This is a genomic window from Caldimonas manganoxidans ATCC BAA-369 (assembly GCF_000381125.1).
Lineage (GTDB): Bacteria > Pseudomonadota > Gammaproteobacteria > Burkholderiales > Burkholderiaceae_C > Caldimonas > Caldimonas manganoxidans.
The window spans coordinates 22,981-42,959 of sequence record NZ_KB905937.1; the positions used below are offsets into that span (position 1 = coordinate 22,981).

General features: G+C 67.2%; 17 protein-coding genes. 7 read left to right on the plus strand and 10 right to left on the minus strand.

The genetic code is table 11. The features are described 5' to 3' along the window. Positions 1-80: 80 nt before the first annotated feature. On the minus strand, positions 81-1,046 hold the full coding sequence (locus tag F615_RS0106900) for a TerC family protein (protein WP_019560443.1): 966 nt from the start codon (positions 1,044-1,046) through the stop codon (positions 81-83). A 253-nt stretch (positions 1,047-1,299) separates the two neighbouring features. Between F615_RS0106900 and F615_RS0106905 the strand changes: the two genes are divergently transcribed. Beyond that, entirely contained in the window at positions 1,300-1,761 is a 462-nt protein-coding gene (locus tag F615_RS0106905) for a hypothetical protein (protein ID WP_232301051.1), read from the plus strand. Between the two features lie 63 nt (positions 1,762-1,824). Further along, the gene (locus F615_RS0106910) at positions 1,825-2,181 is read left to right on the plus strand and encodes a phage holin family protein (RefSeq protein ID WP_026330101.1); all 357 of its coding nucleotides are present in this window, start codon (positions 1,825-1,827) and stop codon (positions 2,179-2,181) included. A gap of 22 nt (positions 2,182-2,203) precedes the next feature. On the opposite strand, the gene F615_RS19375 is transcribed toward F615_RS0106910, so the two are convergent. Continuing rightward, positions 2,204-4,567: a PAS domain S-box protein gene (locus F615_RS19375; protein ID WP_019560446.1), complete on the minus strand. Its 2,364-nt coding sequence runs from the start codon at positions 4,565-4,567 to the stop codon at positions 2,204-2,206. Positions 4,568-4,964: 397 nt separating this feature from the next. Here F615_RS19375 and F615_RS0106920 point away from each other — a divergent pair, with 397 nt between their 5' ends. Next, complete coding sequence (locus F615_RS0106920; protein ID WP_019560447.1) at positions 4,965-5,957, plus strand: tripartite tricarboxylate transporter substrate binding protein; 993 nt, start codon at positions 4,965-4,967, stop codon at positions 5,955-5,957. Between the two features lie 7 nt (positions 5,958-5,964). Here the strand turns inward: F615_RS0106920 and F615_RS0106925 are convergent, their stop codons facing one another. Both F615_RS0106925 and F615_RS0106930 read right to left on the minus strand, forming a co-directional pair. Continuing rightward, positions 5,965-6,570 carry a 2-hydroxychromene-2-carboxylate isomerase gene (locus tag F615_RS0106925; RefSeq protein WP_019560448.1) on the minus strand — a complete coding sequence of 202 codons (606 nt, stop codon included), beginning with the start codon at positions 6,568-6,570 and terminating at the stop codon, positions 5,965-5,967. Positions 6,571-6,659: 89 nt separating this feature from the next. After that, a complete protein-coding gene (locus F615_RS0106930) occupies positions 6,660-7,382 on the minus strand; it encodes a lipase secretion chaperone (RefSeq protein WP_026330102.1) in 723 nt (240 codons plus the stop codon). A gap of 240 nt (positions 7,383-7,622) precedes the next feature. On the opposite strand from F615_RS0106930, the gene F615_RS0106935 reads away from it, so the two are divergent. After that, a complete protein-coding gene (locus tag F615_RS0106935) occupies positions 7,623-8,501 on the plus strand; it encodes an alpha/beta hydrolase family protein (RefSeq protein WP_019560450.1) in 879 nt (292 codons plus the stop codon). 7 nt (positions 8,502-8,508) lie between these two features. Here F615_RS0106935 and uvrA read toward each other — a convergent pair whose 3' ends face one another. Beyond that, positions 8,509-11,421, minus strand: a complete 2,913-nt coding sequence (gene uvrA / locus F615_RS0106940) for an excinuclease ABC subunit UvrA (protein ID WP_019560451.1) — start codon at positions 11,419-11,421, stop codon at positions 8,509-8,511. 103 nt (positions 11,422-11,524) lie between these two features. Between uvrA and F615_RS0106945 the strand changes: the two genes are divergently transcribed. Further along, positions 11,525-11,959, plus strand: coding sequence for an Ig-like domain-containing protein (locus F615_RS0106945; protein ID WP_019560452.1), 435 nt, complete (start codon positions 11,525-11,527; stop codon positions 11,957-11,959). Here the strand turns inward: F615_RS0106945 and F615_RS0106950 are convergent. The 4 genes from F615_RS0106950 to recQ all read right to left on the minus strand — a co-directional run bounded on the left by F615_RS0106950 (position 11,943) and on the right by recQ (position 16,721). After that, positions 11,943-12,848, minus strand: a complete 906-nt coding sequence (locus F615_RS0106950; protein ID WP_019560453.1) for a 2-dehydropantoate 2-reductase — start codon at positions 12,846-12,848, stop codon at positions 11,943-11,945. The genes F615_RS0106945 and F615_RS0106950 overlap by 17 nt on opposite strands. Before the next feature lie 163 nt (positions 12,849-13,011). Continuing rightward, entirely contained in the window at positions 13,012-13,371 is a 360-nt protein-coding gene (gene sorU / locus F615_RS0106955) for a SorU family sulfite dehydrogenase c-type cytochrome subunit (protein ID WP_051090202.1), read from the minus strand. Between the two features lie 97 nt (positions 13,372-13,468). Next, complete coding sequence (sorT, locus tag F615_RS0106960) at positions 13,469-14,680, minus strand: SorT family sulfite dehydrogenase catalytic subunit (RefSeq protein WP_019560455.1); 1,212 nt, start codon at positions 14,678-14,680, stop codon at positions 13,469-13,471. A gap of 196 nt (positions 14,681-14,876) precedes the next feature. Next, complete coding sequence (recQ, locus tag F615_RS0106965) at positions 14,877-16,721, minus strand: DNA helicase RecQ (RefSeq protein WP_245558340.1); 1,845 nt, start codon at positions 16,719-16,721, stop codon at positions 14,877-14,879. A 107-nt stretch (positions 16,722-16,828) separates the two neighbouring features. Between recQ and F615_RS0106970 the strand changes: the two genes are divergently transcribed. Further along, the gene (locus F615_RS0106970) at positions 16,829-18,058 is read left to right on the plus strand and encodes an MFS transporter (protein ID WP_019560457.1); all 1,230 of its coding nucleotides are present in this window, start codon (positions 16,829-16,831) and stop codon (positions 18,056-18,058) included. Positions 18,059-18,079: 21 nt separating this feature from the next. Here F615_RS0106970 and F615_RS0106975 read toward each other — a convergent pair whose 3' ends face one another. Beyond that, positions 18,080-19,408, minus strand: a complete 1,329-nt coding sequence (locus F615_RS0106975) for a chloride channel protein (protein WP_019560458.1) — start codon at positions 19,406-19,408, stop codon at positions 18,080-18,082. A gap of 102 nt (positions 19,409-19,510) precedes the next feature. On the opposite strand from F615_RS0106975, the gene ssb reads away from it, so the two are divergent. Then, positions 19,511-19,978: a single-stranded DNA-binding protein gene (ssb, locus tag F615_RS0106980; protein WP_019560459.1), complete on the plus strand. Its 468-nt coding sequence runs from the start codon at positions 19,511-19,513 to the stop codon at positions 19,976-19,978. Position 19,979 lies beyond the last annotated feature (1 nt).

Below are 19,979 nucleotides of genomic sequence, written 5' to 3' on the forward strand. Positions count from 1 at the left end.
TTATTGAGATTGGCCAGCCTCGCCGAACGAGCCGCGCGCTTGGCGCACGGACGGCACCAGCCCATCCGGCCCTCAAGAGGTCAAGAGGACTTGCGCTGCGGCAGCTTGGGTGCGGTGCGCACGCTCAGGATCATCGTGATGGCCAAGATCGCCGCCACCACCCCCAAGGAGACGAACACCGGGATCTTCACCACATCGATCAGCAGCATCTTGGTGCCGATGAAGGCCAGGATCACCGCCAAGCCATAGCTGAGCAGGTGGAACTTGGTGGCCATGGCGGCCAGCAGGAAGTACATCGCACGCAGGCCCAGGATGGCAAAGATGTTGGACGTCAGCACGATGAAGGGGTCGGTCGTGATCGCGAAGATCGCCGGGATGGAGTCCACCGCGAAGATCACGTCGATCACGCCCACCAGGGCCACGACGAGCAGCAAGGGCGTGGCGATGCGTTTGCCGTTTTCGATCGTGAAGAACTTTTCGCCGTCGAAGTTCTTCGACACGGGCATCAGGCGGCGCAGCCATTTCAGCGCGGGGTTGTCGTCCAGATTCGACTCCTGTCCCGCAGCCCACCACATCTTGATGCCGGTGATGACCAAGAAGGCACCGAAGACATACAGCAGCCAGTGGAACTGCGCCACCAGCCAGCTGCCCAGGAGGATCATCACCGTGCGCAGCACGATGGCGCCGATGATGCCGATCATCAGCACCCGCTTCTGGTAAGCCGGCGGCACCGCGAAGTAGGTGAAGATCATCAAGAACACGAAGATGTTGTCGACCGCCAGCGACTTCTCGATGAGATAGCCGGTCAAGAACTCCGTGGCCTTTTCATTGGCCACGGCCGTGCCATGGTCCTGCGCCACGGCCCACCAGAACAGGCCGTTGAAGGCGAAGCTCAACGCGACCCAGACGATGGACCAGTTCAGCGCTTCTTTCACCGACACCTCGTGCGCCCCCTGCTTGCGCAGGACCACGAAGTCGATGAACAGCGCGACGAGCACGGAAACGACAAAAAAGACCCACAGCCAAGTCGGCGCAATGGTGTTCATGAACACTCCACGAAAGGTTGGATTGCGCCGAAAGGTCTTGCGGGGCGAAGCGCCGACCTGGCGGGCGGGCTTCCTGCGGGGCCCGGGCGCATCCGGGCGAATGCGTCCGTACTGACGGGCCGTCGCCTCGGCGGGGGGCCGAGTGCTACTCCCCTTTCGACAGGCCACATTGTCGAGCCGCCCGCCCAAGCTCGGCAAGTAAACCCGTCAAGTTTTGGGGCTTTAGACCTTGGGACGGTCCGACGGACCAGACTTGGATCCTTCCCATCCCCTGCCGATGAGCCCGATGCGCACGATGGTCATTCTCGTGGACGACGCGGCCCACACGCGCGAGCACATGCCGCCTCTGCTGCAACACCCCTCGATGCAGGCGCAGCCCGTCGAGATCGTCTTGGTGGGCTGCGCGCCACGCCTGACGCACCGGGTGTCCAAGTGGGTCTCGCATGGTGCGCGCGAGCATTGGCGCCACAAGTGGGCCCACCGGCTGTTCGGGGAACTCCAACCCTGGTTGGCCGCACGCGGCCTGCGAGTGCGCTGTGTGCTGGCACGCGGGCCGCTCGATGCGTTGCTGGACAGCCTGCAGCCGGATCGGGTCGTGGACCTGCGACGGCCCAAGGCCGCCGCCCCTGCCGTGGCGCCGCCTTCGCGGTCGCGGTGGCAGCTCAGCCTGATGGCCTTGGGGCTGGGGGCCTTGATCGCATGGTCCGAAGTCTGAGCACCCGCCTCGCTTTGGGGGGGGCCTCGGGCCGCGGCAGGCTTGCGCTATGCTGGGCGCATGATGCTCATGCTGGTGCGCTGGGGCCTGTTGGCCGCCGCGCTGATCTTCGTCGCCTATGTCTACCCCACGGTGCAAGTGGCCAGCTTTGGGGCTGCGCTGGTCGCCGCCTTGGTGCTGGGCCTGCTCAATGCCGTGGTGCGTCCGGTCCTGGTGCTACTGACCCTGCCGGTGACCCTGGTGACGCTGGGGCTGTTCCTGTTCGTGATCAATGCGCTGCTGTTCTACTTCGCGGGCTACCTGTTGGATGGCCTGACCGTGCCCCACTTCACCGCGGCCTTGGTGGGCTCGCTGATCTACAGCGTGCTCGGCCTGGTGATCGATGCGGCCTTGCAGCGGCTTTTCGGGCCCAGCCGCTGAGGCTCGCGGCCTGGCCAGAGGGTCAGGCCACGCGCGTGCCGACCCAGCGCAGGAGCGTGGCATGAAGATCGTGCATGTCGATGGGCTTGGACAGGAAGTCATTCATGCCGATGTCGCGCGCTCGCTGCTGCTCCGTCACGATGGCCGCTGCCGTGAGCGCGATGATCGGGAGGGCCTCAGGCCCATGACGGCGGCGGATTCGGGCCGTGACTTCGTAGCCGCTCATGTCGGGCATGTGCAAGTCCATCAGCACGGCGTCGAAGCGGCCGGCATCGCGTTCCAAGACCTCCAAGGCCTGGCGCCCATGCTCCGCCTGCACGACCTCGACGCCCCAGCGCTCGAGCATGCTGGCCGTGATCAGCATGTTGACCGGGTTGTCTTCCACCACCAAGACCCTGGCCCCGTGCAGCACCGATCCCTCCGGGGCCCCCAACATCTGCGGCAGGGTGTGAGGCTGCACCTCGCGCAGCGGCAGTTCCGCCCAAAACACGCTGCCGTGGCCGGGCTGGCTGTGCACCCCCACCTCGCCGCCCATCAGGCGCGCCAATTGGCGGCAGATCGACAGACCCAGCCCGGTGCCGCCGTAGCGACGGGTGACGGAGTCATCCGCCTGGGAGAAGGGCTCGAACAAGCGCCCGTGCAAGGCCGGCTCGATCCCTGGGCCACTGTCCTCCACCTCGAAGCGCCAGCATCCCCGGGCCCCACGACGCACCCGCAGCGTGATGCGGCCACGCTCGGTGAACTTCAGCGCATTGCTGAGGAAATTGTTCAGGATCTGCCGCAACCGCACCGGGTCGGCGCACACCCGTGCTGGCAAGTCCACGGGCCGCTGCAGCGTGAAGTCCAGCGATTTGGCTCGCGCCAGCTCGACATGGGTGTCATGCAAGGTCTGTAGCAGTTCGTGCAGATCGAACTCGACGGACTCCAGCGTCAGACGGCCGGCCTCGATTTTGGACAGATCCAGCACATCGGAAATCACCGCCGACAGACCGCGGGCACTCTCCATCAGGCGCTGCAAGTAATCCTCGCGCCGTGCAGGCTCGACATCGGGCTGGGCCGCCAGCTGGGCCAGCCCCAGCACGCCATGCAAGGGCGTGCGGATCTCGTGGCTCATGTTGGCCAGAAAAGCGCTCTTGGCCCGGCTGGCCGCCTCGGCTTGCTCTTTGGCCGCGGCAAGCTCGGCAATGGCCTCGCGCTCGGTGGTGACATCTTCGACGATCCAGATCGTGTCGCGTGCGTCCTGCGTGGGCGCCGGCGAGGACATGTCCCTCAGCATGGTGGCCCGCGAGCGCGCCCAGAACGGACGGCCATCACGCCGCCACATCTGCCACTCGAAGTCCAGCGGCTGCCCCGAGACGAGGGCTTGCCGCACGGTGGCGCGCACCTGGGAGAACACCTCTTGACTGGGCCAGATGTCGCGCACCGAGCGGCCGGTCAAAGCGCCGACCGGCCAGCCCAGCATGCGCTCGAAACGCTCGTTGACCTGGTGCATCCGCCCCTGGCGCACCAACACGATGCCCACCGAGGCGTTGTCGAAAATGGCGCGGTACTCGGCCAGCACACGCTGATGCTCGCTCATGTCGCGCGACATCACCAGCAAATGGCGTTGGCCCTCGACCTCGAAGACGCGCCCGGCGATCCGCATTGGAATCTGACGACCGTCTCTGGCGCGGTAGCACATCGGGAAATCGACCACGCACCCTTCGCGCTCGATCACAGCCAGGAAGCGCTGCCGCTCGGCCTGGTTGGGCAACAGGCCCAATTCGAGCACGGTGCGCCCCACGGCCTCTTCCGAGGTGTAGCCGATGATGTCCGTGAAGCGGCGGTTGACGCGCACATAGCGCCCGGTCTCGGGCTCGGTGACCGTGATGATGTCCGGACAGGCTTCGAACAAGCCCGTCAGCAACGCCTCGGACCGACGCAAGGCCGATTGGGCCTGACGCAGCGCAGTCACGTCGACGAACATCGATTCGATGGCCGGCCCGTCGGGCAGGGCCACCCGCGTGCACGTGGCTTGGACGATCACCTGCCCCCCACCGGGCTGGACGATCACCAAATCTTCCAAGGGCAGGCTCTGGCCCGGCGCCAGGTCGGCCAGCGCCTGCAGCCGCTCCAGTGCGCACGCGCGCGAAGCCTCGTCGAAGAAGGACAGCAGGTCGCAGCCCGTCAGCGCCTTGGGCTCGGGCAGGCCCATGAGGCGGGCCGCGGCCTCATTGCTGGCGACGATCTGCCGCTCCCGATGGAGGATCAGCGCCGCCGGCGAGTGCAAGAACATGGTGCGATGAGCGCGCAGCTGCGCGTGCGCTTCGCGCAGCATGCTGCGCAGGTGCCACCCCAAGGCCACGGCCAAGGCCGCCTCGCCGGCCCCCAGCGTCCAGCCCCCCAAGCCAGCGTATCGGCCTCCAAGGGCGAGAACGGCTAGCGCCAAGGCCAGAACGCTCAGAGCCGAGACACGCCGGCGCTGGTCGGCACGAGGTAAAAGCGCGCTCCATCGGCGCTTCGAGGCAGGCATGGCGCGTGGGTCGATCCACAGGTGAGACAACGTCGTGCCGGATTCTAGGCGGCCGGTCGCGCCAGCGCCCTAGGCGATCACCCCAGGACAAGCCTGGCCAGCCCCAGGGGCCGGGCCCTGGCGTGAATTCCTACCGATATCTCCTACCGATGGCCGCAAGGCCCAGCCGGCGGCATGCAAGGGGCATGCCGACCCAGGGGATCGCCCCGATGCCCGGCGCTGGCGGCTTCGCCCACACTGCACGGCATCCCCGATCGATGATGGAGACTGCATGAAACGCCTCACCCGCCGCGGCCTGTGTCTGGCCGCTCTTGCGCTGGCTTGTGCGCCCGGCCTGCAGGCCCAGTCGGCCTGGCCCACCAAGCCGGTGCGCATCGTCGTGCCCTTTGCCCCGGGCGGCACCACCGACATCTTGGCGCGTGCGCTGGCCCCCGAGCTCAGCCGGGCCTTCGGACACACCTTCGTGATCGACAACAAGCCTGGCGCCGGCGGCAATCTCGGCGCCGCCGAAGTGGCCCGCGCCGCGCCCGATGGCTACACCTTCCTGATGGGCACGGTGGGCACGCACGGCATCAATGTCTCGCTGTATGACAAGCTGCCCTATGACCCGGTGCGCGACTTCGCCCCCGTGACCTTGGTGGCCGCCGTGCCCAATGTGTTGGTGATGAATCCGGCCAAGGCGGCGCAGTACAAGATCGACTCGGTGCCCGATCTGATTCGCTATGCGCGCGCCCATCCGGGCCAGCTCAACATGGCCTCCAGTGGCAACGGCACGTCCATCCATCTGTCGGGCGAGTTGTTCAAGACCATGACCGGCACCTTCATGGTGCACTTTCCCTACCGGGGCTCCGCGCCAGCCTTGACCGATTTGATCGGCGGCCAGATGGACTTGATGTTCGACAACCTGCCGTCCTCGATGCCGCACATCAAGGCCGGCAAGCTCAAGGCCCTGGCCGTGACCAGCGCGCAGCGATCCCAGGCGCTGCCCGAGGTGCCCACGATTGCCGAGGCCGGTCCGCTCAAGGGGTACGAGGCCACCTCCTGGTTCGGGCTGTTGGCCCCTGCGGGCACACCGGCCGATATCATCCACCGCCTACAGCAGGAAACCGCCCGAGCCCTGGCCAACCCGGCGATCAAAGAGCGGCTGCAGTCGCAGGGCGCCATTCCCAGTGGCAACACCCCGGCGGAATTCGCCCGTCTGATCGATAGCGAGATCAAGAAATGGGCGGCCGTGGTCAAGGCCTCCGGAGCGAAGGTCGACTGACGAGCCCTCACCCCCGGGCCAGGCGGCGCTCGACGAAATCGAGCCGGTCCTGGCCCCAGAACAATTCGCCCTCGATGACATAGCTGGGCGCACCGAAGACGCCTGCGGCGATGGCCTGTTGGGTGTTGGCTTCGTAGCGCTCGTGCGCCGCCTGGCTGTGGGCATCTTCGATGCGCGAGGTCGGCAAATCGCTTTCGCGCAGCAGTGCCACGAGGACCGACTCATCGGCAATGTTGCGCTGCTCGGCCCACACGGCCCGCGTGATGGCCGCCACCAGCCGCATCGCGGCCTCGGTCCCGTCTTTCTGGTCCACGGCCACGATGAGCTTGGCCGCATCATCCCCGGCCACTGGAAAGTAGGCAGGCTCGGGATGGATGGGAATGTTCAGATACTCGCCAAATCGCTTGAGCTCCAGCAATCGATAGGCTTGGCGCTGGGGGGCCCGCTGCTTGAGCGGCACACCGCCCGAGACCGGGAAGACCTTGCCGCCGAGATCCATCGGCAGCACGCGGATCGTCGCGCCATGGCGCTTGGCCATGTCCCAGAAGCGCAGATGCCCCAAATAGACATAGGGTGACTGCGGAGCGAGATAGTAATCAACGATCAAGGGCATGGGGACACCCTCCACAGAGGCCGTGCCCGCCACTGTAAGCCAGACGCCCGGCCCGCGCCGCCGTGCCTTCGCCAGCCCCCCAGGGCCGCTCAAGATCCCGGATCTGGCGCAAGCGCCTCCTGCGCAATGGCCTCACGCAAGGCCTCGGGCAGCTGCGCGCGCAACGCCGCCAGGCGCGCCTGACGCGCCTGCGGGTCCAGCGAGGGGTCGCGTGCGACGAACGCAGCCTCCATGAGCAGACGCCCGTGGCGCAAGTCCTGACCGAACAGGGCCTCAGCGACCTCGTCCCCAAAGTGCCGGCGCTGCACGGCCTCCATCTGCGCGAAAAAGGTCTGTGCGTCCTGCCAGCTGGCAGGAATGCCCAGGCGCTGGTACTCGGCTCGCATGTCCTTCAGATAGGCCCGGTAGCCCTGCACCAAGGCCAGGGCCTGTTGCGCATCGGCCGCCGGCAAACCGTCGCGCAGGGTCCATTCCAGCCGCTCGAGGTCTTCGGCGCTGGGTTCGTCGGACCACTGGGCCAGCAAGATCTCCAGCGCATCGCGAGTGTGTGCATCGATCAACAACCCGCCGGCATAGCCGATTTCGAACAAGCGTGCCGCATCCACGGTCAGACCCATGAGATCGATGGGCTCACGCATGCCCGGCAGGTCCGCGGCGCTGCGTTCCGCCGCCGGCCCGCCCGCTGCCGCAGCATGGGGCGATGGCCCTGCCGGCTGCGAGGGGGCAGCCTGCCAAGGGGCCAGAACGATGGCCGCCGTCGCCCACAGTGCGGCCGCCAGCAGCCAACCGAGAGTGCGTCGAGAAATCCGCATGGGTGCATCCTGCGCCACCACCGGCTCGCCAAGCTTCAGGGATTGCCCTGAACCGGGGTGAGCCCCGGGAGACAGGACCTTCCCGCATCCTTGGGAAAACCCGCGGCAGCAAAAAAGACGGGTGTGCAATTATGGAAATGCACGGCCGTGCACTTCAAGGGGATGACCCCGAGTCGAGCCCACGCTGCGCGTGGACTCCCGCCGTGTGCAGCACTCGTACCACAACCTTCGGAGACACCCATGAGCCCATCGACCCTCTCAACAATCCTGCTGGCCGCCTGCGCCGCGCTGGCCGCACCGGGCCTGGCCCAGGCGCAGTATCAACAAGGCCCCGATCCCACGGCTTCGGCCTTGGAACGCAACGGGCCGTTTGCCATCCGCAGCACCTCGGTGTCGCGCACCTCGGTCAGCGGCTTCGGCGGCGGACGCCTGTACTATCCGACCGCCAGCGGCACCTACGGCGCCATCGCGGTGTCGCCCGGGTTCACCGGCACGTCCTCGACCATGACCTTCTGGGGCGAGCGCCTGGCTTCGCACGGCTTCGTCGTGCTGGTGATCGACACCATCACCTTGTACGACCAGCCCGACAGCCGCGCCCGTCAGCTCAAGGCAGCACTGGACTACCTGGCCACGCAGAACGGCCGCAGCAGCAGCCCGATCTACCGCAAGGTCGACACCAGCCGCCGCGCCGTGGCCGGCCATTCGATGGGCGGCGGCGGCTCGCTGCTGGCCGCGCGCGACAATCCCAGTTACAAAGCCGCCATCCCGATGGCACCCTGGAACACCTCGTCCACGGCCTTCCGCACGGTCAGCGTGCCCACGATGATCTTCGGCTGTCAGGACGACAGCATCGCCCCGGTGTCCAGCCATGCGATCCCGTTCTACAACGCCATTCCCAACAGCACGCGCAAGAACTATGTCGAGATCCGCAATGACGACCACTTCTGCGTGATGAACGGCGGTGGGCATGATGCCACGCTGGGCAAGCTGGGCATCTCGTGGATGAAGCGCTTCGTCGACAACGACACGCGCTACAGCCCCTTCGTCTGCGGCGCGGAATACAACCGCGTGGTCAGCAGCTACGAGGTCTCGCGTTCGTACAACAACTGTCCGTACTGAGCTTGGCTCAGTCCAGCAAAGGCCGCAAATAGCGGCCAGTGTGGCTCGCCGGGTGGCGGGCAATGTCCTCGGGCGTGCCTTGGGCCACCACGGTGCCACCACCGGCCCCGCCTTCGGGGCCCATGTCGATGATCCAGTCGGCGGTCTTGATGACATCCAGGTTGTGCTCGATCACGACGATGGTGTTGCCGTGATCGCGCAGTTGATGCAGCACGCGCAGCAGCAACCCAATGTCGTGGAAATGCAGGCCCGTGGTCGGCTCATCGAGGATGTACAGGGTGCGCCCGGTGTCGCGCTTGGACAGCTCCAACGCCAGCTTGACACGCTGGGCCTCGCCGCCAGACAGCGTGGTGGCGCTCTGGCCCAGTTTCACATACCCCAGGCCCACGTCCAGCAGGGTCTTGAGCTTGCGCGCGATCGCCGGCACGGCGCTGAAGAAGTCATAGGCGTCTTCGACCGTGAGGTCCAGCACCTCGGTGATGTTCTTGCCCTTGTAGAGCACTTCCAGCGTCTCGCGGTTGTAGCGCCGACCGTGGCACACATCGCAGGGCACGTACACATCGGGCAGGAAGTGCATTTCCACCTTGATCACCCCATCGCCCTGGCAGGCCTCGCACCGCCCGCCAGGCACGTTGAAGGAAAACCGCCCCGGCCCATAACCACGCTCGCGGGCCGTGGGCACCTCGGCGAAGAGTTCGCGAATCGGCGTGAACAAGCCGGTGTAGGTAGCAGGGTTGGATCGGGGGGTGCGTCCGATGGGGGACTGGTCGACGTTGATGACCTTGTCGAAGACCTCCAGACCTTCGATCTCGTCGTGCGGTGCGGGCTCGAGATGGCTCTGGTAGAGCTTGCGCGCCACGGCGGCATAGAGGGTGTCATTGACCAGCGTGGACTTGCCCGAGCCGGACACCCCGGTGACGCAGGTGAACAAGCCCACCGGAATCTCGACCGTGACGCCGCGCAAATTGTTGCCGCGGGCATTGACGATCTTCAGCACCTGGGGGACGGTGCTGTCGGCCAGCTTTCGGCGGCGCGCCGGCACGGCGATTTTGAGCTTGCGTGCCAAGTATTGGCCGGTGAGCGATGCCTCGCAGGCCGCCACCTCCTCGGGCGTGCCTTGCGCGACGACGCGCCCGCCGTGCACACCGGCGCCTGGCCCCATGTCCACCACGTGATCGGCGGCGCGAATCATGTCTTCGTCGTGTTCGACCACCAGCACCGAATTGCCCAGATCGCGCAGGTGCTTGAGCGTGGCAATGAGACGGTCGTTGTCGCGCTGGTGCAAGCCGATGCTGGGCTCATCGAGCACGTACATCACGCCGGTGAGGCCCGAGCCAATCTGGCTGGCCAAGCGGATGCGCTGCGCCTCGCCACCGCTGAGGGTCTCGGCGCTGCGGTCCAGGCTCAGGTAGTCCAGCCCCACGTCGTTGAGGAAACGCAAGCGCGAGCGGATCTCGCGGATCACTTTGTCGGCGATCTCGGCCTTGGCGCCTTGGAGCTGCAAGCCGTCGAAATAGCCCAGCGCCTCGGCCAGCGTGGCGCGCGAGATTTCGTAGATGGCCATCCCCTGACCGCTGCGCGCATCGACCAGCCGCACGTGCCGGGCCTCGCGACGCAAGCGCGTGCCTTGGCAAGCCGGACAGGGCTTGTTGCTTTGGTAGCTGGCCAGCTCCTCGCGCACGGCCACCGAATCGGTCTGGCGCCAGCGGCGCTCGAAATTGGGAATGATGCCCTCGAAGGGATGCGATCGCTTGACGCTGCGCTTGCGCCCGCCGCGGCCTTCGGCCTCGTAGACGAACTCGATGGATTCCTCCCCGGAGCCATACAGGATCACGCGACGGACCGCTTCGGGCAATTCCTCGAACGGCGTCTCCAGATCGAAACCGTAATGCCGCGCCAGGCTTTCGAGCATGGAGAAGGTGTAGGGATTGCGACGGTCCCAGCCCTTGATGGCGCCGCTGGCCAGACTCAGCGAGGGGAAGGCCACCACGCGCTGCGGGTCGAAGACCGTGACTTCGCCCAGCCCGTCGCAGCTGGGGCAGGCGCCCACCGGTGAATTGAAGGAGAACAGGCGCGGTTCCAGTTCGGGCAGCGAGTAGCTGCACACCGGGCAGGCGAACTTGCTGGAAAACAGATGCTCGACGCCCGTGTCCATCTCCAGCGCGATCGCGCGGCCATCGGCAATGCGCAAGGCCGCCTCGAAGCTCTCGGCCAAGCGCTGCTGCAGCCCGGGCTTGATTTTCAAGCGATCGACGACCACGTCGATGTCGTGCTTTTCGGTTTTCTTCAGCTTGGGCAGTTCGGCCGCCTCGTAGATCACGCCGGGCTGAGCGCCCGAGCCGATGCGAAAGCGCACGAAGCCTTGGGCCTGCATGTCTTGCAAGAGCTCGACGAACTCGCCTTTGCGCTCGCGCACCACGGGCGCGAGGATCATCAGCCGCGTCTGCTCCGGCAGCGACAGGACGGCATCGACCATCTGACTGACGCTTTGGGCTTGCAGCGGCAGCTCATGATCCGGACAGAAGGGCGTGCCGGCTCGGGCATAGAGCAAGCGCAGGTAATCGTGGATCTCGGTGACGGTGCCTACCGTGGAACGCGGATTGTGGCTGGTGGCCTTCTGCTCGATGCTGATGGCCGGGCTCAGGCCCTCGATCACATCGACGTCGGGCTTGTCCATGAGCTGCAGGAATTGCCGCGCATAGGCCGAGAGGCTCTCCACGTAGCGGCGCTGTCCCTCGGCGTACAAGGTGTCGAACGCCAGCGAAGACTTGCCCGAGCCCGACAGCCCCGTGATCACCACGAGCTGCTGCCGCGGCAAGTCCAGGTCGATGTTTTTGAGGTTGTGGGTGCGCGCGCCGCGCACGCGGATCATGGGGGCATCGGCCGACGGGGCAGAAGCAACGGGCGCTCGCTCGGACATGGATCGCTGCAGGCAGGAAAAACCGTTCATCATAGTGCGACAAGCCCTCGAGGGTGAGCAGGCCCCATGGCCACGCAGCGGCTCATGGCGCTAGGATGCGCTCATGGCCCATCCCGAACGAATGTCACCCCGCCGCTGGCCGGCCACGCTGGCCGGCCTGGCGCTGGCCGTGCTGGGCGGCTGCGGCGGGGGCATTTACTTGGGATGGGAGCACGGCTGGATCGGTTGGCAGGAGGACTGGGATCGTCACCCCCCGGCTGTCTCGCTGGTGGTCTCGCCCACCAGCGCCCCGGCCGGCGCCACCATCACCCTGTCGGCAGCCGCCAGCGACGACCAGGGCATCGAGGAAGTGATCTTCTATCGCCGCAGCAGCAGCGGCGGCAGCGTGCTCTTGGGCAGCGTGGGGCGCAGCCCCTACACCTGGAGCACCGTGCTGCCTTCGGATGCCAGTGGCTCGGTGGGCTATTTCGCGCAGGCCGTCGATGTGGTCGGGCGCCGCACCGACAGCGCCACCGTCAGCGTCACCCTCCTGCCCTGAGCGGGCCGGCTTCGATCAGCTTGACCAGGGTCCACAACGCCCGGTTGACCGGCGTGGGCACGCCGTGCCGCTGGCCATGGCGCACCACCAGGCCATTGAGGTGATCGATTTCGGTGGGTTTGCCGCGCGCGAGGTCTTGCGCGGTGGAGGAATACTGGGCCGGCATGGTGTCGGCCAAGGCACGCACCGCTTCATGCATGTCGCCGGGCACCCTCACGCCTTCGGCACGAGCCACGGCCAGGCATTCGTCCACCACGTCACGCATCACCTCGGCCACGCCCGGGCCCTGCACCAAACGACCGTAGGGCTGCCGAGCCAGGGCCGACAGGGCGTTGTAGGCGCAATTGAGGATGAGCTTGGCCCACAGTGCGCCGATCACGTCATCTGACACCTGCACCGGCACCCCGGCCCGGCCAAAAGCCTCGACCAGGCGGTCGCTGCGCGGGCTGGGGCCGATCACCAGCTCGCCGCGCCCATGATGGCGCACATGACCGGGGCCGGCCATTTCGGCGGCGACATAGACCACCGCCGGCAGCACCTCCTGCGCGAGCACGGCACGCAGCCGCTGGGCATTGTCCACCCCGTTTTGCAGGCTGAGCACCAGGGCATCGGCGCGCAGATGGGGTTGCATCGCGCGCGCGGCCGCCTCGGTGTCCGAAGATTTCACGCAGCACAGCACCACGTCGGCCCGGCCGACGGATGCGGCCTCGGTGTCCGCATGCACCTGCACCGTCTCATCGAAGTACGTGGTGTGCAACCGCAGCCCAGCGGCCCGGATGGCCTGCACATGCGCTGCTCGGCCGATGAGTACCACCTCGTGGCCTGCGCGCGCCAGCATGCCCCCGTAGTAACAGCCCACGGCGCCAGCGCCCATCACCGCCCATTTCATGCCGTCTTCCTCATGGCGTCCTCCTCATGGCGTCCTGCGCATCGTTTCGTCAAAGCCCTCGCATCGGGGCCGGAGGCGTCGGCCTCCAAGACCCGCGCAGGCCGCCGAGCGCGCCCGCCCGCGGCCACCGGCACGCCCCGATGATCGCATCGAACGAGCGGGCTCAGCGCTTGGCGCCCGTGGCATGCGCCACGTACAGCGCCAACGCCTCGATTTGCGTGGGACTGAGCGTTTGCTCGTATGACGGCATCACGCCGATGCCGTTGCGCACGGCCTTGGCCACGCGCTGGGCATCCGGACGCAGTTCGTCCAACGAGGGGCCCACGGCGCCTTGTGCGCCGGCATCGGCCAAGGTGTGGCAGACGGCGCAGGCTGGGGTGGCGCCCCGCAAGAACAGCTGCTTGCCCAGGGCCAGCCGCTCGGCCTCATTGGCCTGGGCGGCCGCCAGGCCGAGCGTCGAGGCCAAGGCCACCGCAGCGGCCCGGCACCCGCGCCAGACTCGAGAAGAAGCGAATTCGCGCATCGTGGGAACGGGGCAGGTCTTCGTAACGCACACCGTGCGCCGCACGGTGTGCCTGGATGCACCGCGGCGAGGCCGAAGCCTCGCGCGCAGCATGGCTTCAGGCCACGGTGATGGTCACCGCATGGTCGGCCCAGCTGTTGTTGTTGTAGCCGCTCTGGTTCTCCACGCGCTGCTCAGGCTGGACATTGCCTTTGGCATCGGTGGCCCGGCTGGCCAGGGTGTAGGTGCCGGGCTTGAGGTCGGCAGCGAACACGAATTGGCGCCAGGCGTATTTGCCCAGATCGGGGCCCACCAAGCGCGCGGCCTGCCAAGTCTTGCCCCCATCGATGGACACCTCCACGCCCTTGAGCGCTTCGATGCCACCAAAAGCCACACCGTGAATCTGCACCCGGCCGGCCTTGAGCGGACCTTGCTCGGGCAGCGGGCCGTTGATCCAGGATTTCACACTCATGGTCAGTACCGATTCATGCTCGGGGCTGCCTTTGGTGCCCACGGGGCTGAGGCGGTAGCGGTTGGCCATGATGCCGGCCGTGGTCTCGCGCGGCGTGAAGGCCACGTTCTTCACATACTTGATGTTGTTGACACCGGTGTAGCCCGGCACGATCAGGCGCAGCGGGCCGCCATGCGCCAGCGAGATCGGCGCGCCGTTGAGCTCCCAGGCCAGCAGCGCGTCGTCCAAGGCAGCGATCGGCACCGAGCGCTCGACCTTCACCGTATTCGGATCCACGCCCTCGGGGATCTTCTCGCCGCCGGTGCCGGTGATGTAGCGGGCCCCATCGACCAGGCCGCCCAGGGCCTGCACCACGTTCTTCAGCGGCACGCCACTCCAGACCACGCAGCCGGCCGCCCCCACCGTCCAGGGCGTGCCGCTGGGCTTGTGCGGGAAGAAACCACGGCCGTTGCCCGAGCATTGCAGCACCATCGCCACGGTCTCGATGCCCAGGGTCTTCAATTCGGCCAGGGTGAGCTCGCGCGGATTCTTCACCCCTTGGAAGGCCACCGTCCAAGCGTCTCGATCGTCCAGGATCGAGGGGTCCGGCGCCGGCAGGTTGTTGCGAACGAAAAGCTGCTCGCTGGGCGTGATCACGCTGGTGCCAAACGCACTGCGCTTGGTCTCCAACGTGTTGCTGCTGTGCACGATCAGCGCCGAAGCGCTCTTCCAGTTCGCATACGTCGGCAGCGGCTTGGCCGCTGCCGCGGTTTCAGCCACGGCCCCGCGGGTCCAGGTGGCCAAACCCACGCCGGCCAACGCACTGGCACTGCCCACGAGCAAGTGGCGGCGCGGCAGCGAGGTCGGAGTCTCTTGCATGGTCTGTCTCTCCTGATGCATCGAAAGATCAGCCCCTTGCCAGCCCACGCCGGCAAGCGGCCACCGCGAAGTGTGACAAGAGCTTATGACGCTGACGGTAAATGTTGCGCCTTGTTACACACTCGGCGCGCCAAAACTGCGCCCGGCTCATGGGTTTGCGCCACCGCAGCACGAGCGCGCCACCGCCCGTGCCGCGTCAGACGCTGTCGAGCACCCGCAGCAATTCGTGCCCATAGGCCTGTAGCTTCTTGGCCCCCACGCCGCTGATGCCGGCCAAGGCTTCGAGGCTTTGGGGACACTCGCGCGCCATCTGCGCGAGCGTGGCATCGTTGAAGACCAGGTAGGCCGGCAAGTTGTGCTCGCGCGCCACTTCGGCGCGCCAGGCCTTGAGCGCCTGCCAGCGGGCCTGCGCCGGCGCATCCAAGTCGGCCGCCGCCAGGCGGGCTCCCTTGGCCCGTGCGCCCACGGCCGTGCGGCCCCACCGCGCGTCGTGGGGCACGCGCAGGCGCAGCGACACCTCGCCACGCAGCACGGCGCGCGCACCGTCGGCCAACGACAGGGTGTTGAATTCGCCCTCGGCCACCACGTAGCCCCGGGCAATGAGCTGTCGCAGCACGGCACGCCATTGGGCTTCGGACAAGTCCGCGCCGATGCCGAAGGTGCTGAGCGCCTCATGCCCGTATTGCTGCACCTTGGCGGTGCGCTGGCCCCGCAGCACGTCGATCAGGTGGCCGGCGCCGAAACTCTTGGGGCGGAAGCGGTAAATGCAGGACAGCGCCTTGCGCGCGGCCTCGGTGGCGTCCCAGGTGGCCGGCGGGTTGAGGCAGTTGTCGCAATTGCCGCAGGGCTGGCTGGTTTCCCCGAAATAGCCCAGCAGCCGCACGCGGCGACAATCGTGCGCTTCGGCCAGGGCCAGCAAGGCATCGAGCTTGGCGCGCTGCACACGTTTGAAGTCTTCGCTGGCCACGCTGTCGTCGATCAGGCGACGCTGCTGGACCACGTCGGCCAGGCCATAGGCCATCCAGGCCTGGGCGGGCTCGCCATCACGGCCGGCACGGCCGGTTTCCTGGTAGTAGCTTTCGATGTTCTTGGGCAGGTCCAGATGGGCGACGAAACGCACATCGGGCTTGTCGATGCCCATGCCGAACGCGATGGTGGCCACCATCACCAAGCCGTCTTCCCGCAAAAAACGGTCCTGATGCTGCTGGCGCACGGCTGCCTCCAGCCCGGCGTGGTAAGGCAAGGCCGGGATGCCCTCGGATGTCAGCCAGGCGGCCGTCTCTTCCACCTTCTTGCGGCTTTGGCAGTAGACGATGCCGGCATCGCCGGCGTGTTCGGCGCGCAAAAAGCGCAGCAGCTGCACGCGCGGGTTGTCTTTTTCGACGATGTGGTAGCGGATGTTGGGCCGGTCGAAGCTGCTGATGAACACCCGCGCCTCATGCAGCGCCAAGCGCTGCAGGATGTCGGCGCGGGTGTGCTCGTCGGCGGTGGCCGTCAGCGCGATGCGCGGCACCTCGGGGTAGCGCTCATGCAGCACCGACAGCCCGAGGTATTCGGCGCGGAAGTCATGGCCCCATTGACTGACGCAATGGGCCTCGTCGATGGCAAACAGGCTGAGCAGGCCGCGCTCGCGCAGCGAATCGAGCTGGGCGAGAAAGCGCGGCGTGGTCACGCGCTCGGGCGCGGCGTATAGCAGCACCAGGCGCCCATGCCGCATCTCGCGCTCGACCTGCTGCGCTTGCTCCAGGCTGAGCGTGGAATTGAGAAAGGCCGCATGCACGCCGAGTTCCTCCAGCGCACCGACTTGGTCGTGCATCAGCGCAATCAGCGGGCTGACCACCACGGTCACACCGCAGCCGCGGCGGTGGCGGGCGATGGCCGGCACCTGGTAGCACAGACTCTTGCCCCCGCCGGTGGGCATCAGCACCAAGGCATCACCGCCTGCGGTCACGTGCTCGACGATCTCGGCTTGGCGACCGCGAAAGGCGGGGTAGCCAAAGACTTCCTGAAGGATGGACAGCGGATCGCTGGGAGCAGTCACGGAATGGACAATCACACGAGGACGGGCCGGCAGGCAAGCCGCGATGCTACGTCAAGCCCGCCTCGGGCGGCGAGCCTGCACGATCTGGGACAATACGCCGTTGACCCATGCCGAACTCCGCCCATCGCTTCACCCCCGACGAGCGCCGCGCCAGCGCGTGGCTGGCGGCCATCTTCGCCCTGCGCATGCTGGGGCTGTTCCTCATCCTGCCGGTGTTCGCCGTGCATGCCCGCAGCCTCCCCGGGGCGCAGCAGGTCACGTTGGTGGGGCTGGCCATCGGCATCTACGGGCTCACACAAGCCCTGCTCCAACTGCCTTTGGGCTGGGCCTCGGACCGCTTCGGCCGCAAGCCGGTGATCGTGGTCGGGCTGCTGGTGTTCGCGCTGGGCTCGTTCACGGCCGCAGCGGCGCAGGATTTGATCGGGGTGATCATCGGACGGGCCCTGCAAGGCGCCGGCGCGGTGTCGGCCGCCGTCACCGCCTTGATCGCCGACAGCACGCGTGAGACGGTGCGCACCAAGGCCATGGCAATGGTCGGCGGCTCCATCGGGCTGGTGTTTGCGCTGTCACTGGTGGCCGGCCCCTGGCTGTATGCGCTGATCGGGATGTCCGGCCTGTTTGCGCTGACCGGCACCCTGGCCCTGGGCGGCATCGCCGTGGTGCTGTGGCTGGTGCCGCAGCCGCCCCGCCACGGCCCCGCAGCCCCGTCCTCGCGATGGACGCAGGCACTCGTCCACCCCGAGCTGTTGCGCCTGCACGGCGGCATCTTCGTGCTGCACATGGTGCAGATGGCCATGTTCGTGGCCGTGCCGGTGGCGCTGGTCCAGCACTTGGGCCTGCCGGTGCAGCGCCATGGCTGGGTCTACCTGCCGGTGGTGCTGGCCTCCTTTGCGCTGATGTTGCCGCCACTGCTGTGGGGCGAGCGCAGCGGCCATGTGCGCGCCGTCTTCCTGGGCAGCGTGGCCTTGTTGGCCCTGACCATGGCCGCGCTGGGCTGGTGGTGGCAGCAGCCGGTGGCGCTGGTGGCACTGCTGCTGGCCTTCTTCGTGGGCTTCAACATCCTGGAGGCTTCGCTGCCCTCGCTGGTCTCGCGGGTGGCCCCGCCGTCGGCCAAGGGCCTGGCCTTGGGGATCTACAACACGGCGCAGTCGCTGGGCCTGTTCGCCGGCGGCGCCTTGGGCGGCTGGCTGGCCACGCATTGGGGCTACGCGGCCGTTTTTCATGTCTGCGCGGGCGCGCTGTGGGTCTGGCTGGTGCTGGCCTGGCCGATGCGCCCGCCTTCGCGTCAGCGTACCGCGCCCGCCTCGCCCGATGGGCCGGCGTCTGCCGCCGTTTAGGCGTCAGGGGGCCCCGAGCCCTCAACCACGCGGCATCACACGCAGCAACTGCAGTTCGGCCAGTGCCCCATAGAGCGGCCGGCTGAGCAAGCGCGACACCAGGCTGGACGACATGGCCACGGCCATCAGGCTGAGCACCATCGCGTGACCATCGACCATCTCCATCACGATGATGAACGCCGTCAGCGGCGCCTGCGTGGCCGCAGCCAGAAAGCCGGTCATGCCCATGGCGATCAAGGCCGGCGTGGCAGGGTGGCCCAGCAACACCGCCACATCGTGCCCCAAGCCCGCGCCGATGGACAACGAGGGCGCAAAGATGCCCCCCGGCACCCCCGACCAGGTCGACAGCCAGGTCGTCACGAATTTGAGCAGCACGAACAGGCCGGCTTGGTGTTCCCCGCTGCCGGACAGCAGCTCGCGCGTGTGGGCCTCTCCACCGCCGGAAGTGGCCCCGCCACTGACCCAGCCGATCACGGCCACCCCCACACCACAAGCCGCGGCAAAGCGTAGCGGATGTTGGGCGCGCCAGCGGCTGATGCGATCGGGCAGGCCAGCGGCCGACAGCACCAGCAGTCGAGCCATCAGGCCGCCCAGCAAGCCGCAGGCCAGCACCACCCCCACGGCCGGCAGCAACAGATCGGCCGACAAAGCCTGCACCTGGATGCGACCGAAATAGGTGACGTTGCCGAACACCGAGACGGCCATCAAGCCCGCCAGCACGATGGCGCCGATCACCACCGTGCTGGCCCGGCTGTCCAGCCCACGCCAAAACTCCTCGATGCAGAACACCACCCCCGCCAGCGGCGCGTGGAAAACCGCTGCAATGCCCGCGGCACCGCCAGCGGCCAACAGGGCATGGTCGTCGATGCCCGAGCGCGGCGACAGCCAGCGCCGGGCATGCAGCATGACGCCGGCGCCCACCTGCACCGCCGGCCCCTCACGGCCCACCGACAGGCCCGCCAACATCGAACCCGAAGTGAGCAGGAGTTTTGCGCAACTCAAGCGCAACGAGACGAACCGCTTGCGCGTATCGGGCGTGACTGCCGCATCCATGGCTGCCGTGACTTGCGGAATGCCCGACCCCGCCGCACCGGGGGCCACGCGTTGCGTGATCCACACCAGGGCCACCACCCAGGCCGGCGTCCACAGCAAGGCCAGCCAGGGCCGCGGACCGGTGAGCGCTTCGAATTGGTGTATGGCGGCATTGCTCAGCAGCGTGAATCCCACGATGAACAGGCCGGCCGCCGCAGCATGGGCCAACACGATGAGGCGATCCACCCAAACTCGGGCATCGCTGAGCTCCCGGCGCACATTGGCCAGGAAATCGGGTTCATGGGAAGGAGGGGTCATGGTCTTGCCAACTGTAAGCGCAGCCCGCTGATGAGGGAGCCCCTGCAAGAGCCGGGCCCGGCATAATGCCTGATCGAACCCATAGTTTCTCAGGAGCCGGCCATGGCCTCGATCAACAAAGTCATCCTCATCGGCAACCTCGGCCGCGACCCCGAGGTGCGTTACACCCCCAACGGGGCCGCGATTTGCAATGTGACCATTGCCACTTCGCGCAGCTGGAAGGACAAAAACTCCGGCGAGCGCATGGAAGAAACCGAGTGGCATCGCGTGGTCTTTTACGATCGGCTGGCCGAAATCGCCGGCGAATACCTCAAGAAAGGCCGCTCGGTCTATGTGGAAGGCCGTCTGAAGACGCGCAAATGGCAGGACAAGGACGGCGTGGACAAGTACACCACCGAGATCATTGCCGAGCAGATGCAAATGCTCGGCGGCCGCGACGGCAGCGCCGAGGACGGCGCCAGCGGCACCAGCTCGCCCCGAGCGGCCGGCCGCCCCCCTGCGGCATCCATGCCTGCGCCTCAGAAGTCCAGCACGGGCTTCGACGACATGGACGACGACATCCCGTTCTAAG

What these genes read in the sequence shown, in the direction of transcription:
- F615_RS0106975 (WP_019560458.1), bottom strand. Translation starts at nt 19,408, where the DNA reads ATGACCCCTCCTTCCCATGAACCCGATTTCCTGGCCAATGTGCGCCGG.
- F615_RS0106920 (WP_019560447.1), top strand. Translation starts at nt 4,965, where the DNA reads ATGAAACGCCTCACCCGCCGCGGCCTGTGTCTGGCCGCTCTTGCGCTG.
- F615_RS0106945 (WP_019560452.1), top strand. Translation starts at nt 11,525, where the DNA reads ATGGCCCATCCCGAACGAATGTCACCCCGCCGCTGGCCGGCCACGCTG.
- F615_RS0106930 (WP_026330102.1), bottom strand. Translation starts at nt 7,382, where the DNA reads ATGCGGATTTCTCGACGCACTCTCGGTTGGCTGCTGGCGGCCGCACTG.
- F615_RS0106935 (WP_019560450.1), top strand. Translation starts at nt 7,623, where the DNA reads ATGAGCCCATCGACCCTCTCAACAATCCTGCTGGCCGCCTGCGCCGCG.
- F615_RS0106970 (WP_019560457.1), top strand. Translation starts at nt 16,829, where the DNA reads ATGCCGAACTCCGCCCATCGCTTCACCCCCGACGAGCGCCGCGCCAGC.
- uvrA (WP_019560451.1), bottom strand. Translation starts at nt 11,421, where the DNA reads ATGTCCGAGCGAGCGCCCGTTGCTTCTGCCCCGTCGGCCGATGCCCCC.
- sorT (WP_019560455.1), bottom strand. Translation starts at nt 14,680, where the DNA reads ATGCAAGAGACTCCGACCTCGCTGCCGCGCCGCCACTTGCTCGTGGGC.
- sorU (WP_051090202.1), bottom strand. Translation starts at nt 13,371, where the DNA reads ATGCGCGAATTCGCTTCTTCTCGAGTCTGGCGCGGGTGCCGGGCCGCT.
- F615_RS0106900 (WP_019560443.1), bottom strand. Translation starts at nt 1,046, where the DNA reads ATGAACACCATTGCGCCGACTTGGCTGTGGGTCTTTTTTGTCGTTTCC.
- F615_RS0106910 (WP_026330101.1), top strand. Translation starts at nt 1,825, where the DNA reads ATGCTCATGCTGGTGCGCTGGGGCCTGTTGGCCGCCGCGCTGATCTTC.
- F615_RS0106950 (WP_019560453.1), bottom strand. Translation starts at nt 12,848, where the DNA reads ATGAAATGGGCGGTGATGGGCGCTGGCGCCGTGGGCTGTTACTACGGG.
- ssb (WP_019560459.1), top strand. Translation starts at nt 19,511, where the DNA reads ATGGCCTCGATCAACAAAGTCATCCTCATCGGCAACCTCGGCCGCGAC.
- F615_RS0106925 (WP_019560448.1), bottom strand. Translation starts at nt 6,570, where the DNA reads ATGCCCTTGATCGTTGATTACTATCTCGCTCCGCAGTCACCCTATGTC.